This window comes from Dysosmobacter sp. HCP28S3_G4, from assembly GCF_052065175.1.
Taxonomy (GTDB): Bacteria; Bacillota; Clostridia; order Oscillospirales; family Oscillospiraceae; genus Oscillibacter.
Genome location: NZ_JBQHUP010000016.1, coordinates 20,522 through 35,665 on the forward strand (window position 1 = coordinate 20,522; position 15,144 = coordinate 35,665).

At 63.8% G+C, this 15,144-nt stretch carries 17 protein-coding genes; 10 read left to right on the forward strand and 7 right to left on the reverse strand.

Annotation, left to right across the window (positions count from 1 at the left end; all coding sequences use genetic code 11):
• Nucleotides 1-4 precede the first annotated feature (4 nt).
• On the forward strand, nt 5-688 hold the full coding sequence (locus ACTNBU_RS05595; protein ID WP_441031641.1) for a DUF421 domain-containing protein: 684 nt from the start codon (nt 5-7) through the stop codon (nt 686-688).
• Nucleotides 685-1,065 (forward strand): DUF4363 family protein, encoded by a 381-nt coding sequence (locus ACTNBU_RS05600; RefSeq protein ID WP_441031643.1) that lies wholly within the window; start codon nt 685-687, stop codon nt 1,063-1,065. The genes ACTNBU_RS05595 and ACTNBU_RS05600 overlap by 4 nt, the downstream gene beginning before the upstream one ends.
• A gap of 12 nt (nt 1,066-1,077) precedes the next feature.
• Here the strand turns inward: ACTNBU_RS05600 and nrdR are convergent, their stop codons facing one another.
• From nrdR to ACTNBU_RS05635, 7 genes are all read right to left on the reverse strand, one after another.
• On the reverse strand, nt 1,078-1,533 hold the full coding sequence (nrdR, locus tag ACTNBU_RS05605) for a transcriptional regulator NrdR (RefSeq protein ID WP_441031645.1): 456 nt from the start codon (nt 1,531-1,533) through the stop codon (nt 1,078-1,080).
• 170 nt (nt 1,534-1,703) lie between these two features.
• A complete protein-coding gene (locus tag ACTNBU_RS05610) occupies nt 1,704-2,234 on the reverse strand; it encodes a hypothetical protein (RefSeq protein WP_441031647.1) in 531 nt (176 codons plus the stop codon).
• Between the two features lie 84 nt (nt 2,235-2,318).
• Nucleotides 2,319-2,837 (reverse strand): hypothetical protein, encoded by a 519-nt coding sequence (locus ACTNBU_RS05615; protein WP_441031649.1) that lies wholly within the window; start codon nt 2,835-2,837, stop codon nt 2,319-2,321.
• Nucleotides 2,838-2,921: 84 nt separating this feature from the next.
• A complete protein-coding gene (locus tag ACTNBU_RS05620; RefSeq protein ID WP_441031651.1) occupies nt 2,922-3,290 on the reverse strand; it encodes a type II toxin-antitoxin system PemK/MazF family toxin in 369 nt (122 codons plus the stop codon).
• 187 nt (nt 3,291-3,477) lie between these two features.
• Nucleotides 3,478-4,650 (reverse strand): alanine racemase, encoded by a 1,173-nt coding sequence (gene alr / locus ACTNBU_RS05625; protein ID WP_441031652.1) that lies wholly within the window; start codon nt 4,648-4,650, stop codon nt 3,478-3,480.
• A 66-nt stretch (nt 4,651-4,716) separates the two neighbouring features.
• The gene (locus tag ACTNBU_RS05630; protein ID WP_441031654.1) at nt 4,717-5,298 is read right to left on the reverse strand and encodes a hypothetical protein; all 582 of its coding nucleotides are present in this window, start codon (nt 5,296-5,298) and stop codon (nt 4,717-4,719) included.
• Nucleotides 5,299-5,399: 101 nt separating this feature from the next.
• Nucleotides 5,400-6,950, reverse strand: a complete 1,551-nt coding sequence (locus ACTNBU_RS05635) for an NAD(P)H-hydrate dehydratase (RefSeq protein WP_441031656.1) — start codon at nt 6,948-6,950, stop codon at nt 5,400-5,402.
• A gap of 433 nt (nt 6,951-7,383) precedes the next feature.
• Between ACTNBU_RS05635 and ACTNBU_RS05640 the strand changes: the two genes are divergently transcribed.
• The 8 genes from ACTNBU_RS05640 to ACTNBU_RS05675 all read left to right on the forward strand — a co-directional run bounded on the left by ACTNBU_RS05640 (nt 7,384) and on the right by ACTNBU_RS05675 (nt 14,861).
• On the forward strand, nt 7,384-7,680 hold the full coding sequence (locus tag ACTNBU_RS05640; RefSeq protein ID WP_441031658.1) for a hypothetical protein: 297 nt from the start codon (nt 7,384-7,386) through the stop codon (nt 7,678-7,680).
• A gap of 35 nt (nt 7,681-7,715) precedes the next feature.
• Nucleotides 7,716-8,741, forward strand: coding sequence for a phenylalanine--tRNA ligase subunit alpha (gene pheS, locus ACTNBU_RS05645; RefSeq protein ID WP_441031660.1), 1,026 nt, complete (start codon nt 7,716-7,718; stop codon nt 8,739-8,741).
• A 255-nt stretch (nt 8,742-8,996) separates the two neighbouring features.
• Nucleotides 8,997-11,687: a phenylalanine--tRNA ligase subunit beta gene (pheT, locus tag ACTNBU_RS05650; RefSeq protein WP_441031662.1), complete on the forward strand. Its 2,691-nt coding sequence runs from the start codon at nt 8,997-8,999 to the stop codon at nt 11,685-11,687.
• 174 nt (nt 11,688-11,861) lie between these two features.
• Complete coding sequence (locus ACTNBU_RS05655; RefSeq protein ID WP_441031663.1) at nt 11,862-12,107, forward strand: IreB family regulatory phosphoprotein; 246 nt, start codon at nt 11,862-11,864, stop codon at nt 12,105-12,107.
• 220 nt (nt 12,108-12,327) lie between these two features.
• The gene (locus tag ACTNBU_RS05660) at nt 12,328-12,633 is read left to right on the forward strand and encodes a hypothetical protein (protein ID WP_441031664.1); all 306 of its coding nucleotides are present in this window, start codon (nt 12,328-12,330) and stop codon (nt 12,631-12,633) included.
• 59 nt (nt 12,634-12,692) lie between these two features.
• A complete protein-coding gene (locus ACTNBU_RS05665; RefSeq protein WP_441031665.1) occupies nt 12,693-13,595 on the forward strand; it encodes a C40 family peptidase in 903 nt (300 codons plus the stop codon).
• A 106-nt stretch (nt 13,596-13,701) separates the two neighbouring features.
• On the forward strand, nt 13,702-14,202 hold the full coding sequence (locus tag ACTNBU_RS05670; protein ID WP_441031667.1) for an RNA polymerase sigma factor: 501 nt from the start codon (nt 13,702-13,704) through the stop codon (nt 14,200-14,202).
• Nucleotides 14,199-14,861: a zf-HC2 domain-containing protein gene (locus tag ACTNBU_RS05675; protein ID WP_441031668.1), complete on the forward strand. Its 663-nt coding sequence runs from the start codon at nt 14,199-14,201 to the stop codon at nt 14,859-14,861. The genes ACTNBU_RS05670 and ACTNBU_RS05675 overlap by 4 nt, the downstream gene beginning before the upstream one ends.
• The last annotated feature ends 283 nt before the right edge of the window (nt 14,862-15,144 follow it).

The following is a 15,144-nucleotide window of genomic DNA, read 5'->3' on the forward strand; positions in this document are numbered from 1 at the left end:
GTCAATGGCCACCGCGTTTCTCCGCACGGTGATCCTCTATTTTCTCATCATGGCCGGTCTGCGGATCATGGGCAAGCGGCAGATCGGCGAGCTGGAGCCCAGCGAGCTGGTGCTGACCATGATGGTCTCGGACCTGGCCACAGTGCCCATGCAGGACTTCGGCATCCCGCTGCTGGCGGGGGTCATCCCCATTCTGACACTGCTGTCGCTGTCCATGCTGCTGAGCCAGCTGTCCCTGCGGAGCCTGCGGTTCCGGGACCTGGCCTGCGGCGTCCCCACGGTGCTCATCGACCAGGGACGGGTCTGTCAGGCGGCCATGCGGAAAAACCGCTTCACCATCGACGAACTGATGGAGGAGCTGCGGACCCAGGGCTACTGCGACCTCTCCGCCGTGAAATACGCGGTGCTGGAGAACTCCGGCCAGCTGTCCATCCTCCCGTGGGCACAGGAACAGCCGCCAACGGCGAAGCAGCTCCGCCAGCCGGTGGAGGACGACGTGACCCTGCCCCTGATCCTCATCAACGACGGGCGGGTCCTGCGGCGGAACCTGGCCCTCTGTGAGAAGACGGAGGACTGGCTCCGGGAGCAGCTCACTGCCCGGGGACTGCGCTCCCCGAAAGAGGTGTTCCTGTTCACCCTGGCGGGAGACGGGTCGGTCTGCTGTCTGGAGAAGGAGGGCGGGAGATGAAGTCGTTTCTGGCGCCCATCCTTACTCTCTGCGGCATTCTGGCCTTCTCCGCCTGGAACTGCCAGCTCATGACCGATCACACAGAGCGGTGGTCCGCCCAGTTGGAGACAGCGGCGGCGCTGGCGTCGGAGGGCGACTGGGACGCCGCCGGAGACGCCCTTCAGCAGAGCTACGACGACTGGTCCGGCCATCAGACCTACCTCCACATCGTGGAGAAGCACGACGCCGTAGACGATGCGGAGGCCATGTACCGCCGGGCCTTCGCCTTTGCCGGGGAACAGGAGCCCTCGGAGTTTCAGGCGGAGGTGGCGGATCTGCGGGACCAGCTCCGCCTGCTGGCCGAGATGGAGCGGTTCAGCCTGAAAAATATCCTGTAGCCCTCCGGCGGCTCATTTGTCCGCCAGCAGCTTGTTCAGCTCGGTCATAAACGTGTCGATGTCCTTGAACTGGCGGTAGACGGAGGCGAAGCGGACGTAGGCCACCTCATCCACCTTTTTCAGGCGGGTCATCACCTGCTCGCCGATGACCTCCGTGCGGATCTCCCGCTCCATGGAGTTCTGGAGGTCCTGCTCGATCTCGTCGGCGATGGTCTCCAGTGCGCCCAGGGACACCGGGCGCTTCTCACAGGCCCGGATCATGCCCCGGAGGATCTTGTTCCGGTCGAAGCTCTGGCGGCTGCCGTCCTTCTTGATGACCACCATGGGCAGGCTCTCCACCGTCTCATAGGTGGTGAACCGCTTCCGGCAGGAGAGGCACTCTCTGCGGCGGCGGATGCTGCTGCCCTCGTCGGCGGGCCGGGAATCGATCACCTTGCTCTCACTGTAACCGCAAAATGGACATCTCATGGTCTACCTCCGTATCTCCGCCGGTGCTCCCGGCGGTTTTCCTTGGCATTTCCGTGGGACCACGGACCAGAACGGTCTGTAGTTAGAGATAGTATATCACATCTTTTGGAAATTTGGTAGACATAAATTCAATCTTGTGGCGCTTTTCCGGAACTTTCGGCGTCGGCCGCTCACCGGAACACCGGCATCTCCCAGCGGTCGAAGGCAAACACCGCGTAATCCCGGCCCCCGATGCGCCGCACCCGGGCGAAGCAGAACAGTCCCGTCAGCAGGAAGGGCCGGCGGCAGTCGAAGGGCAGGGCCACGTACCGCACACCGTCCCCCGTCCGGGTCAGAACGCCCTGACAGCCCCGCAGCTCCCGGCGCAGGAAGTCCCCCCGGAACAACCGCTCCGGATCGGAGACCGGCTGCCACGCACCGGTGTCCTCCTCCGGCGCCCCCACCGGCCGCAGCTCTCCCCGCAACAGAAAGCCTGCCGGCTCCAGCTCCCGGGCCGCCACCCGGCGGTCCAGGCAGAAGGCGCCGTCCCGGGGCTCCGGGATGCCCAGCCGGGCCTCCCCCGTCTTCCCCACCGCGTACAGTCGGGCCAGCGTCCCCGGTTCCAGGCGGCACCGGGCCTGGCAGCGGACGTAAAGTCCCTCCTTTGCCGCCGTCAGATCCCCCACGGTCTGTCCGTTCAGCACCACCGGTACCCTGTCCATACGCCGCACCCCCGCTCCGCAGAAAAATACCCCGCCGGCACAGTCTATGCGCCGGCGGGGCTGATTTATGCGGTTTTGGAAAATTCACGCAATGGTATACCCGCCCCGGACCAGGAGCTTCACCGTTCCGGCGGTGGCCTTGACGCCCCGGCCGTCAATGGTCATCATGTACAGATGGTTCTGGGTCAGGGCCTTGCCGTCGTCCAGCGTGGAGCCGGAGGTCTCGTCGATGAGTCCCGGTGAGGAGGGCGACACGCAGCTGGCGGTGCCCACCCGGAGCATCACCTCGCAGCCGATGGCCCCTGTCAGGGTCTGGCCCTGGGACAGCGTCACCACACTGAAGGCGGCGCTGCTTCCGCTGTCCGGCAGCACCACGTCGGCGCCGGACAGGTCGATCTGGGCGCTGAGGGTGCTGTTCCGCCGGGCGATCTTGGCGTCCACCTTGTCCAGCACCTGGGCGAGATAGGTGTCGTTGAGATAGCTGAGAGTCACCAGCGGGTCGCTCTGAGAGCCGGGCTCCGCCGCCGCGGCGAACACGGTGGCGCTCACCGCCGCCGTCAGCGCCAGAAACAGAACCCTCGCCATCCATCCTCTGTGTCGCATATGTACCTCCTGACAGTCTTTTGTATCGGGACGGCCCATCCGCGGAAAAGGAAGTATGTATTCCCTTTCCGCGGACATGGCCCCTCAAACCATGCGGTCGTGCGGCAGCCCGAAGCTCACCGCGATTGCCGTGTCGATCTTCTCCATGATCTTGTCGTCCACGCGGCCCATCCGCTCCCGCAGCCGGCGTTTATCCAGGGTGCGGACCTGCTCCAGCAGGACCACGGAGTCCTTGGTCAGACCGCATTCCTCCTCCACCGGCAGCTCGATGTGGGTGGGCAGACGGGCCTTGCCGGTCTGGGACGTGATGGCGGCCGCGATGACGGTGGGGCTGTACCGGTTGCCGGTGTCGTTCTGAATGATCAGCACCGGGCGGACGCCCCCCTGTTCGCTGCCTACCACAGGAGAGAGATCGGCATAATAGATCTCACCGCGCTTCACACTTGTATCCACAAAGTTCACACTCCGCCGAAAGTAGTACCCGTCGCCGCCGGACGCCCGGCGGTGAGGCCACTTTCATTCTCCCACGCGGCTGCGGAATTTATACTTTGTCAAGGGGCTGAAAAGCCCAATTCCCGCCCCATTCCATTGTATGCGGAGTCCGCCGTCCTGTGACGGAGGCGCCGGGGCGGCAGAGATGTCACAGCATCAGCTGCAAGTGCCGATCCACCACGCGGCCATTCTCGATGTACACCCGGGGCACCCGCTTTGAGACGGCGCACAGCAGTTCGTAGGTGATGGTGCCCACGGCCTCCGCCATGTCCTCTACCGGATTCCCGTCGCCGAAAACCACCACCTCGTCGCCGGTGCGGACGTTGGGCAGGTCCGTCAGGTCCACCATGCACATATCCATGCAGATGCGGCCCCGGATGGGCGCGGGACCGTCCTTGGTCATCAGGCTCCACCGGTTGGACAGCGTCCGGGGCAGTCCGTCTGCATAGCCCACGGGCACCACGCCGATGCGCCGCTTCTCCCCGGTGACATACGTCCGGCCATAGCTGACGGAGGTGTCCGGCGCGTACTCCTTGATGGGGCCGATGGTGCTCTTCAGGGTCATCACCGGCTTCAATCCGAAATCGACGGACATCTTTTCCGTGCCGTACAGCACGATGCCGGGGCGGCACATGTCCAGGGCGTACTCCGGGTAGAACAGTACGCCGCCGCTGTTGCAGCAGTGCCGGATGGCGAACTTCATCCCGGCCCCCTCCTCCACCGCCCGGATCATGCGGCAGAAGCGGTCATACTGGAGGCGGGTGAATGCCGCGCTCTCCGGCTTCTCCGGCTCGTCGGAGACGCAGAAGTGCATGAACACGCCTTCCCACTCCAGATTCGGCAGCCGGACGGCCTCCAGGATCTCCCGCAGGCTCCGGTCAAAGTGGGCCTCGTCGCACTGGAAGCCCAGACGGCCCATGCCGGTGTCCAGCTTCAGATGGACCCGCAGGGTCCGGCAGCACCGCCGGGCCTCCTGGGAATAGGCCCGGGCCATCTCCAGAGACGGCACATCCTGGGTCACATTGTTGTCCACAAGGGTCTCGGTCATCTCCGCCGGGGTGTACCCCAGCAGCAGGATGGGCAGGCCCACGCCGTGATGGCGCAGCTCCTCCGCCTCCTCCACATTGGAGACGGCCAGATAGTCCGCCCCCAGTTTCTCCAGCTTTTTCGCCGTCATCACGGCGCCGTGGCCGTAGGCGTCGGCTTTCACCACGCCCAGGTACTTGGCCTCCGGCCCCATCTGATGCCGCAGCTTCTCATAATTATCCGCCAGACGGTCCAGGTCGATCTCCGCCCAGGTCCGCCGCAATATCGTGTCCATGCGCGTATCCCCTTTGGATTCTTTGGTATCCTCCCGTCCTATCAGGACGGGGCATGCAGAAAAATGCTATTTTGTGATTATATCACCAAATGCAAAGTCTGTAAACCGGGCTTGCAAAATCACCGTGTCCTCCACGGCCATCTCCCCCAGTACCGGCGTTCCGTCGGACCGGCGGAGCCAGAGGGTGGACACCACCTTGCCGCCGTTTTCCCCCGTCTGGTCCAGGCTCAGCCGGACGCAGTCCTCGCCGTCCATCTTTTCGCCGTTCTCCTCCAGCAGCCAGCCGTCCCGCAGGGCATCCATCAGCCGGGGCAGGCAGGATACCGGGGCGATGTCCTCGCTGCTGAGGTTCCCCAGAGGAAACACCTGCCCGTCGTATACCAGGGCCATGGTCTCCCCGTCCACAGTGGCCCGGATGCCCGCCACGGTATCCGGCGCGGTCACTTCCACGGTACTCTCCCCCGCCGGGTCGTACTGGCACCGCACCGTGAAGGCCGTCACGTCCTCCGCCCCGCCGCAGGTCACCTCCGCCGTCATGGCGCAGCCCGCCATCTCCCGGTAGGTCTGCCGCAGCGCGTCGGCGTCCCCAGCGGGTTCCCCCTCTCCCGCCGCGCCGCATCCGGCCAGCAGCAGGCAGAGGGCCATCATTGGTACGCATGTCTTCCATCTGCGCACCGAAACACCCCGATTCAAAATTAGGAATTAGAAATGAGGAATTAGGAATTGAGGAGGAGGCGGAAAAATCATTCCTAATTCCTAACTCCTAATTCGCGAAATGCCTGCGGCATTTCGCGGATGACGTCTTCCGGCGTCATGGCGTAGGCCGTCAGCTCCTCCGCCGCCAGATCCCCCGCCCGGCCGTGGAGCCAGACGCCGCAGGCCGCCGCCCACACCGGGGACGCTCCCTGGGCCAGCAGCGACGCGATGACGCCGGTGAGGACGTCGCCGCTGCCGCCCTTGGCCAGGCCGGAGTTCCCGGTGGTGTTCACCAGCACCGTTCCGGCCGGCGCGGCGATCAGGGTACGGTGGCCCTTCAGCACCAGCGTGCAGCCGTGGTCCACGGCGAAGCGCCGGGCTGTCTCCGCCCGGTCCCCGCCGGACAGATCTCCGCCCAGGCGGGCGAATTCCCCGTCGTGGGGCGTCAGAATGGTGACCCGGCCCCGCCGCCGGTCCAGTACATCTATATGACCCTCCAGCGCGTTTATGCCGTCGGCATCCAGCACCACCGGCTTCTCCGTCTCCTCCAGCAGCTCCCGCACCAGCCGCTCTGTCTGGAAGGAGCGGCCCAGTCCCGGCCCCAATGCCAGCACATCGCAGCCGGACAGCTTCTTCCGGATCTCCGGCAGGGCCGCGGCGCACAGCTTTCCGTCCCGGTCCGGCAGGGGGAAGGGCATGGCGGAGACGCACTTGGCCGCCTCCACCGGCCAGATGGCCTCCGGCACCCCCAGGTACACCAGCCCGCAGCCGGACCCCACGGCGGCGGAGGCCGTCAGATACGGCGCGCCGGTGTAGCCCACGGCGCCGCCCACGATGAGCACCTTGCCGAAGGTGCCCTTGTGGCCGTCGGGCCTCCGGCGGGGCAGGGCGCAGCGGACGGCCTCCGTCTCCAGGGAGAAGGTCCGGCAGGGCACGCTCCGAATCAGCTCCGCCGGGATGCCGATGTCCCACACCGTCACTTCGCCGGACAGCAACGCGCCGTCTCCCACCAGCTGCCCGATCTTCGTCAGGGAGAAGGTCACTGTCCGGTCCGCCCGGACGGCGCAGCCCCGGATGGCCCCGGTGTCCGCATCCACGCCGGAGGCGATGTCCGCCGCCACGATCCCGGCGGGGCTGTCGTTCATCCATTGGATGGCTGCGGCAAAGGCGGAGTCCGGGGCCACGTCCCGGCTGAGGCCCACGCCGAACACCGCGTCCACGCACACCTGGGCGGTCATGGTCCACCGGCGCTGGTCGTCGCTGTCCGGGTCGAAGGGCTCCAGCTCCACGCCGCACTCGCTGAGCCGTCCCGTCATCTCCAGGGAGTCGGGGGTCAGGCGGTCGTAGCGGCCCACCAGAAACGCCCGGACCTTCACCCCCGCCAGAAACAGCATCCGGGCGGCGGCGATGCCGTCGCCGCCGTTGTTTCCCGCGCCGCAGAACACCGCCGCCCGGCATTTTCCCGGTCTGTCCGGCAGCAGGGACAGCGCCGCCTCCGTCACGCCCTCCGCTGCCCGCTCCATCAGGTCGATGGAGGGAATCTGCCGGTCCTGAATGGCCTGCCAGTCCAGTTCCCGCATCTGCTCCGCCGTGGCAAGTCTCATGTGCGCTTCCTCCTTGTTGCGTCGTTTTTGTGATCACGTTGATTATCACGTTTATTATAAGGAGGCCGGCGGCGGATTGCAACGGCGCCTTGTCCGGAAAAGCCCGCCGGAATGGGATTTTTCTCTTGCATTTTGGCTGTTTGTGTGTTATAAGTGTTATTTGATATCAGCGATGAACGGGAAAATAACCGCGATACGCCGCCAAGAGAGGTCTGGTCACCGGCTGCAAGCCAGACTGCGGACGCCCGGTTTGGTTCGCCCGGGAGCTTCCATGGAGACATGGCGGTCCGCCCACCGTTATCCGGGCTGCAAGTGCGCGCCCCATGGCGCGAAGCTGGGTGGTACCGCGGAAGGAACGTGCCTTTCGTCCCAAGGAGTTGGGACGGAGGGCTTTTTTGCTGCCCGGGAGGTGCCCCGTAAGGAGGAGACGCCCATGGACCGCCGCGAACCGGGGACCATCCCGTACCAGGTAAGCCTGCGGCTCCTGCCGGTGCTGTATATTGCGCTGTTCGGCTTTCTGCTGCCCTATCCCGCCTGTCTCCCGCTGTTCATGCTGATGATGCTGGGCGTCTACCCCCTGTTCTGCGGGGTGGGACTGGGATTGGCCCTGTGGAGCGCCCTGCGCCATGGCATCCGCCGGGGTTGGCCGGTAGCCGCCGGATACCTTCCCATTTTGCTGGGGTCCTGCTTTGCCATGTACTGGTGCTGGTACGCTGCCGCCCATTTCTGAATTTGTCATCCACATCCAAGTAAAGGAGTTTTGATATGAAAGAACAACTGGAATCCATTCGCCATAGTGCGCTGGAGGCCATCGCCGCCACCCGGACGGGGGCGGAGCTGGAGGCCCTCCGGGTCAAGTATCTGGGCAAGAAGGGTGAGCTCACCGCCGTCCTGAAGCAGATGGGCAAGCTGTCCCCGGAGGAGCGCCCCGTCATGGGCCAGATGGCCAACGACGTCCGCGCCGCCCTGGAGCAGGCCATCGAGGCCCAGTCCGCCGTGCTGGCGGAGAAGGCCATGGCCGCCCGTCTGGAGGCCGAGACCGTGGACGTCACCGTCCCCGGCAAGCCCGTGGAGGTGGGCCGGAAGCACCCCATGTACACGGTGCTGGACGAGATCAAGGACATCTTCATCGGCATGGGCTTTGAAATTCTCGAAGGCCCGGAGATCGAGCAGTCCGACTACAACTTCACCAAGCTGAACACCCCCGACGACCATCCCGCCCGGGAGTGGTCCGACACCTTCTATCTCACCGAGGACTCCGCCTCCCTGCTGCGGACCCAGACGTCCCCCATGCAGATCCGGGCCATGGAGACCTACGGCGTGCCCATCCGCATGATCTCCCCGGGCCGCGTGTACCGCAAGGACGAGGTGGACGCCACCCACTCCCCCATGTTCCATCAGATCGAGGGTCTGGTGGTGGACAAGGGCATCACCATGGCGGACCTGAAGGGCACCCTCAACGCCGTCATCCGCCGCATCTACGGTGAGCGCACCGTCACCCGGTTCCGCCCCCATCACTTCCCCTTCACCGAGCCCAGCTGCGAAATGGACATCCAGTGCCACAAGTGCGGCGGCAAGGGCTGCCCCACCTGCAAGGGCGAGGGCTGGATCGAGGTGCTGGGCGCCGGCATGGTCCATCCCAAGGTGCTGCGGAACTGCGGCGTGGACCCGGAGGTCTACTCCGGCTTCGCCTTCGGCTTCGGTCTGGAGCGTCTGGCCATGGGTCAGTTCAAGATCAGCGACCTGCGGCTTATCTTCGAGAACGACGTGCGGTTCCTGAAGCAGTTTTAAAGAGGGGACTGCGTCCCCCCTTTAGATTCCCCCTCACCAGTCTGCGGACTGGTGTGTGCGCCCCAGGGGCGCACGGGTCTCGGTATTTTTCCGACGTACACGCCGCCGGAAAAATAATTCCGGCAGATTCTTTTGCCCGGAGGGCAAAAGAACCGGGAACCTGCGGTTCCCTGGCCCCTCCCTTTTCCTTTGCACCTTTCCCGGATTCCCCTTTTCCTGTCGCGTCAATCCTTTGATTTATGAGGTGTTTGATATATGTTACTTTCCCGTAAATGGCTGAATGAGTTCGTTCAGGTGGATGCCAACGACCATGACTTCTGCGAGGCCATGACCCTCTCCGGCTCCAAGGTGGAGACCACCACCGTCCTCAACGACTCCCTGAAAAACGTGGCCGTGGGCCGCATTCTCTCCATGGAGCGCCATCCCGACTCCGATCACATGTGGGTCTGCCAGCTGGACGTGGGCGGCGATGAGCCCACCCAGATCGTCACCGGTGCCTGGAACATCCACGTGGGCGATCTGGTGCCCGTGGCCAAGCACAACTCCCTGCTGCCCGGCGGCGTGAAAATCACCAAGGGCAAGCTCCGGGGCGTGCTGTCCAACGGCATGCTCTGCTCCCTGAAGGAGCTGGGCCTCACCGCCGAGCATGACTATCCCTACGCCGTCATCACCCCCGCCGCCCTGCTGAACGACTACAAGCCCCTGGACAAGGACAAGCCCTCCATCCCCGCCGGCGTCCAGCCCGGCCACAAGATCTACGGCCCCGTCATCGCCGCCCGGGTCACCTCCGTGGTGGGCGATGGCTTCACCTATGACCTGAAGCTGTACACCGGAGAGGACACCGTGGACGCCGCCACTGCCTGCGCCAACATCCATGAGGGCGATCTGGTGGCCTACAACACCAAGTCCGGTACTATCTGCACCCTGGAGGACCTCCACGCCGACCAGAAGGAGTTCCCCCACTGCATCCCCGACGGCATCTTCGTCCTCCATGAGGAGGGCGTGAAGCCCGGCGACGATATCGCCGCCGTCATCGGCGCCGATGATCATGTGGTGGAGTTCGAAATCACCCCCAACCGGCCCGACTGCCTCAGCGTCATCGGTCTGGCCCGGGAGGCCGCCGTCACCTTCAACAAGCCCCTGACTCTCCACACTCCGGAGATCAAGGGCTGCGGCGGCAGCATCGCGGAGCTGGTGGACATCGACATCGACGACCCGGACCTGTGCCCCCGGTACACCGCCCGGATGGTGAAAAACGTGAAGATCGGCCCGTCCCCCGCCTGGATGCGGGAGCGGCTGCGGAACTCCGGCGTCCGGCCCATCAACAACATCGTGGACATCACCAACTACGTCATGCTGGAGTACGGCCAGCCCATGCACGCCTTTGACTTCTCCTGCGTGGAGGGCGGCCACATCATCGTCCGCACCGCCCGGGAGGGCGAGACCATCCAGACCCTGGACGGCAAGGACCATCAGCTGACCACCAATATGCTCTGCATCTGCGACGAGAACCGGCCCGTGTGCGTGGCCGGCGTCATGGGCGGCGCCAACAGCGAGATCGTGGGCGACACCGCCCAGGTGCTGTTCGAGTCCGCCAACTTCAACGGCGCCTCCATCCGCCGCACCGCCCTGGCCCTGGGCATGCGCACCGACGCCTCCGCCCGGTACGAGAAGGGTCTGGACCCCATGAACACCATGAAGGCCGTTCAGCGGGCCTGCGAGCTGGTGGAGCTGCTGGGCTGCGGCGAAGTGGTGGACGGCGTCATGGACGTCATCGCCAGGGACTCCGCCCCCCACACCATTCCCCTGGAGCCGGAGAAGGTCAACGGCCTGCTGGGCATCGACGTGCCGGAGAGCGAGATGCGGGACATCCTGACCCGGCTGGACTTCCAGCTGGACGGAAACACCATCACCGTCCCCTCCTGGCGCGCCGATGTGGAGGGCATGGCCGACATCGCCGAGGAGGTGGCCCGGTTCCACGGCTACAACGCCATCCCGGACACCCTGTCCCGGGGCGTCTCCCCCCGTGTGGGCTACACCGAGGAGCAGCAGGCGGAGCGCACCGCCGGTCTGCTGTGCCGCACGGCGGGCTACAGCGAGATCATCACCTACTCCTTCATCTCTCACGCCTATTACGACAAAATCGACCTGCCCGCAGACTCCCCCCTGCGGAATTCCATGAAGATCCTGAACCCCCTGGGTGAGGACACCTCTATCATGCGCACCACCACCCTGCCCTCCATGCTGGAGATCCTGGCCCGGAACTACAACTTCCGGAACAAGTCCGCCAAGCTCTATGAGCTGGGCCGGACCTACTTCGCCAAAAACGACGGCTCCGGCATGGCCGATGAGCCCAAGGTGCTGTCCCTGGGCGCATACGGCGAGGACATGGACTTCTACACCCTGAAAGGCGCCGTGGAGACGGTGCTGAAGGGTATGCGCATCACCGGCGTCCGCTACGAGGCGGAGACCGCCAATCCCTCCTACCATCCCGGCCGCTGCGCCAAGGTCTGGTGCGGCGACACGCTGCTGGGAGTCCTGGGCCAGATCCATCCCCACGTGGCGGAGAACTACGGCGTGGACTGCGAGCTGTACGCCGCCGAGCTGCGCTTCCCCGCCCTGTTCGCCTGCCAAGGCGGCATGCCGGTGTACCATCCCCTGCCCAAGTTCCCCGCCGTCACCCGCGACATCGCCGTGGTCTGCGACAAGGCCGTCACCGTGGGCGCGCTGGAGGACTGCATCCGCCGGGGCGCCAAGGGCCTGCTGAAGGACGTGGCCCTGTTCGACATCTACACCGGCACTGGCATCCCCGAGGGCAAGAAGAGCGTGGCCTTCAGCCTGACCCTCCGCTCCGATGACCGCAACCTCACCGCCGAAGAGGCCGACGAAGACGTCAAGTCCATCCTGGAGCTGCTGAAGTCCGAGCTGGACGCCGTGCTGCGGTAAAAAGCTCCGCCCTGCATATCCATCCATGTTCCGGAAGGGCCGCCGCGGCGGCCCTTCCGGCGTCTTCTTCCAGGGAGAGTTTTTGAAATTTCTCTTTACAGGCCGGGAAAAAGCGAGTATACTAAGGTGTATTCAGGATCACTTGGGATCAGCGCAAGGAAAGGTGGTGTCTGTATGGACGATTTTACCCGGAAGTTCCGCATCCCCCAGGAAAAGGACGCGGAGATCCATCAGATCCTCTCCACGGTCTATCAGGCGTTGGAGGAAAAGGGTTACAACCCCATCAATCAAATCGTGGGCTATATCCTGTCCGAGGACCCCACCTATATCACCAACCACAATAACGCCCGCACCCTCATCCGGAAGATCGATCGGGACGAGCTGCTGCAGGTACTGGTGCGGAACTATCTGAACCAGTAACAATCGGTAACAATTTGTAATCAGCTTTCGACGGATTTTCCCGCCGGCAAGCCGGAGAATGGAATGATTCTCCGCTTGTTCCGGCGGGATTTTTTGCAGTTTTTTATAGATTGTGTCAAATGTTGGATGATTTTTTCCGTCAGAAAAAACAAGGGCAAATATTGACACATTGGAAAAGATATGTTACAATTCGGTTACAAAAGTTTCAAAGGAGCATATTATGGCTGATACGAAAACCAAGGCCGAGGGCCTTGTCTACCGGGGTCATCCCCTTCGCCGGGTCGATAATCTGATCTATTACGGCTCTATGGCTGACAAATATATCATCATGATGCAGGTTCTGGACACCAAGACCGTGCAGGACCTGAAGGTCGCCACCAAGGTCTCCGTCCAGCTTCAGCTGACGGACCCGGACCTGCGTTCCCGGGACCGCATCGTCAAGCGGAGCGAAAAGGACAGTCTTTACGCCGCTATGGATATCGGCGCCATCTGGCTGGAGCGGGCTCTGGCCGGCAAGGAGAAATAACCGATTTTCTCCCGTCCCTTCCCACTCTACACAAGATATTCAGAAAGGAAACGTAACTGATGACACACTTTGCAGGCAAGGCAGTCAAAGTTCTGTTCTTCTCCGCCGTCACCACCCTCCTGCTGGGTGCCACCGCGCTGGCCGCCGATCAGGCGGCATACGTGGGCGCCGTCACCGGCTCCAGCGTCAGAATGCGCACAGAGGCCAGTACGTCCTCCTCCATTATCACCAATCTGGAGAAAAACACCGCTGTCGCCGTGCTGGGCGACGCTCAGGACGGCTGGTATCCCATCGCCTTCAACGGCCAGTCCGGCTATATCTTTGCTGACTACCTGATCCCGGATCAGGACGGTCTGTTCACCGCTCCCGGCCGCATCAACGGCGACGGCGTCAACGTCCGTGACGCAGCCTCCACCGAGGCCAATATCGTCACCTCCGCCTCCAAGGGCACCTCTGTCACCGTCAACTCCTTCGCGGACGGCTGGTACGGCGTCACCTTCCAGAGCGGCACCACCGGCTATGTCCGCAGCGATTTTGTGGATTTGACCACCACCGCTCCCGCCGCCTCCGAAGCCGGCGCCAGCATCGTGGCTGCCGCCAAGCAGTATCTGGGCACCCGCTATGTCTACGGCGGCGCCTCTCCCAGCGGCTTCGACTGCTCCGGCTTCACCATGTACATATACAATAAGTTCGGCGTCTCCCTGCCCCACTCCGCCACCAGCCAGTGGCAGAGCGGCAAGGGCACCCGGAGCTATGACCGCAGCCAGCTGCAGCCCGGCGATCTGGTGTTCTTCTGCAACCCCGCCTACTCCAACGGCAAGGCCTGCTCTCACGTGGGCATCTACATCGGCGGCGGACAGTTCATCCACTCCTCCTCCCCCTCTCAGGGCGGCGTCATCATCAGCGATCTGTACAGCGGCTCTCACAACAAGTACTACGTGGGCGGCATGCACATCCTGTAAGCAGTTCCCATCCGAACACAAAGAGGTATCACATCTGTGATACCTCTTTTTTGCCCGAACAAAGCCGGGAAGTTTGAAACGGATCCACAGCCCCGGCGTCTTATGGATGAAACGTGCGAAAGGCGGTGAGCAAGTAACGGAACCGGACTTTGAGGAGATCTACCGGCGATACTTCGCCGACGTATACCGGTATGTGCTGGCGCTGTCCGGAAATGCGGCCACAGCGGAGGAGGTGACCCAGGAGACCTTCTTCCGGGCCCTGACCTCCATCGACTCCTTCCGCGGGGACTGTCAGCTGCGGGTGTGGCTGTGCCAGATTGCCCGGAATCAGTATCTGTCCCTGTGCCGCCGGGAAAAGCACCAGGGCGAATTGGAGGGAGAGCCCGGCGACGGCGGCATCGAGGAGGGCTTTGCGGACCGGGACACCGCCCGGCGGCTCCACCACCTGCTGCATCAGCTGCCGGAGCCGTATAAAGAGGTGTTCTCCCTGCGGACCTTCGGAGAGCTGCCCTTCGCGCAGATCGGCGAGCTGTTCGGCAAGACCGAGAGCTGGGCCCGGGTCATCTACTTCCGGGCCAGGAAAAAGCTGAAGGAGGCATTGGAATGAACTGCGATATCATTCAGGACCTGCTGCCGCTGTACCACGACGGCGTTTGCTCCGCCGCCAGTCAGGCGGCGGTGGAGGAGCATCTGGCATCCTGCAAAACCTGCCGGGAGGCGCTGTCCGCCCTGGACGCGCCGCTGCCGGAGAAGCAGAAAGCCGCCGCTGACGATGCGGCGGCGGTGCGGAAGATCTCAAAGGAGTGGGCCCGGAGCAAATGGCGGGCGCGGCTGAGGGGCGCGGCCGTGGCGGCCGTCCTCTGCGGCTTCCTGACCGGCGGCTGGCAGCTGCTGGCAAACGTCAACTGGCTTCCGGTGGACAACGGAGATATTGAGATCACAGACCTGTCCCAGGAAGACGGCGTGGTCCGTTTCCACCTGTTTGTCAACGACGAAAAAGACCTGCGGGAGGTTCGCTATACCTACGATGAGAATGGAAGCATGTATGTCCGTCCTCTGCGTCCGGTCCTGATCGGCAGCCGCAGTACTGTCGGCGGCCTGTGGGACGAGGACTATGAGATCGATGTGGCGGCCTATAACGAGACGGCGGAGGAACGCGGTGCGGCAGAGGTCACTCATATCTATCTGGGCCAGGGCGATGACGCCATTCTCCTGTGGGAGGAGGGCATGGATCTCCCCGCCGCCGGAGAAAAAACAGACCGGTGAGGACATCTACCCCGCAAGAAAGTGTCCTTGGAACCGCAGCGTCCCCGTCACTCACCATCCCGGGAAAGGGGGCCAGGGGGAAACCGTGGGTTTCCCCCGGTTCTTTTGCCCGCAGCAAAAGAACCTGCCGGAATCATTTTTCCGGCGGCGTGTACGTCGGAAAAATACCGATACCCCAGCCGCCGTGGGCGGCGACACCAGTGACCGATGTCACTGGTGAGGGGGTTCAGCAGAAAGGATCCGGCCTCATTGGGGCCGGATCCTTTCTGCGTCTAAGGGGGAC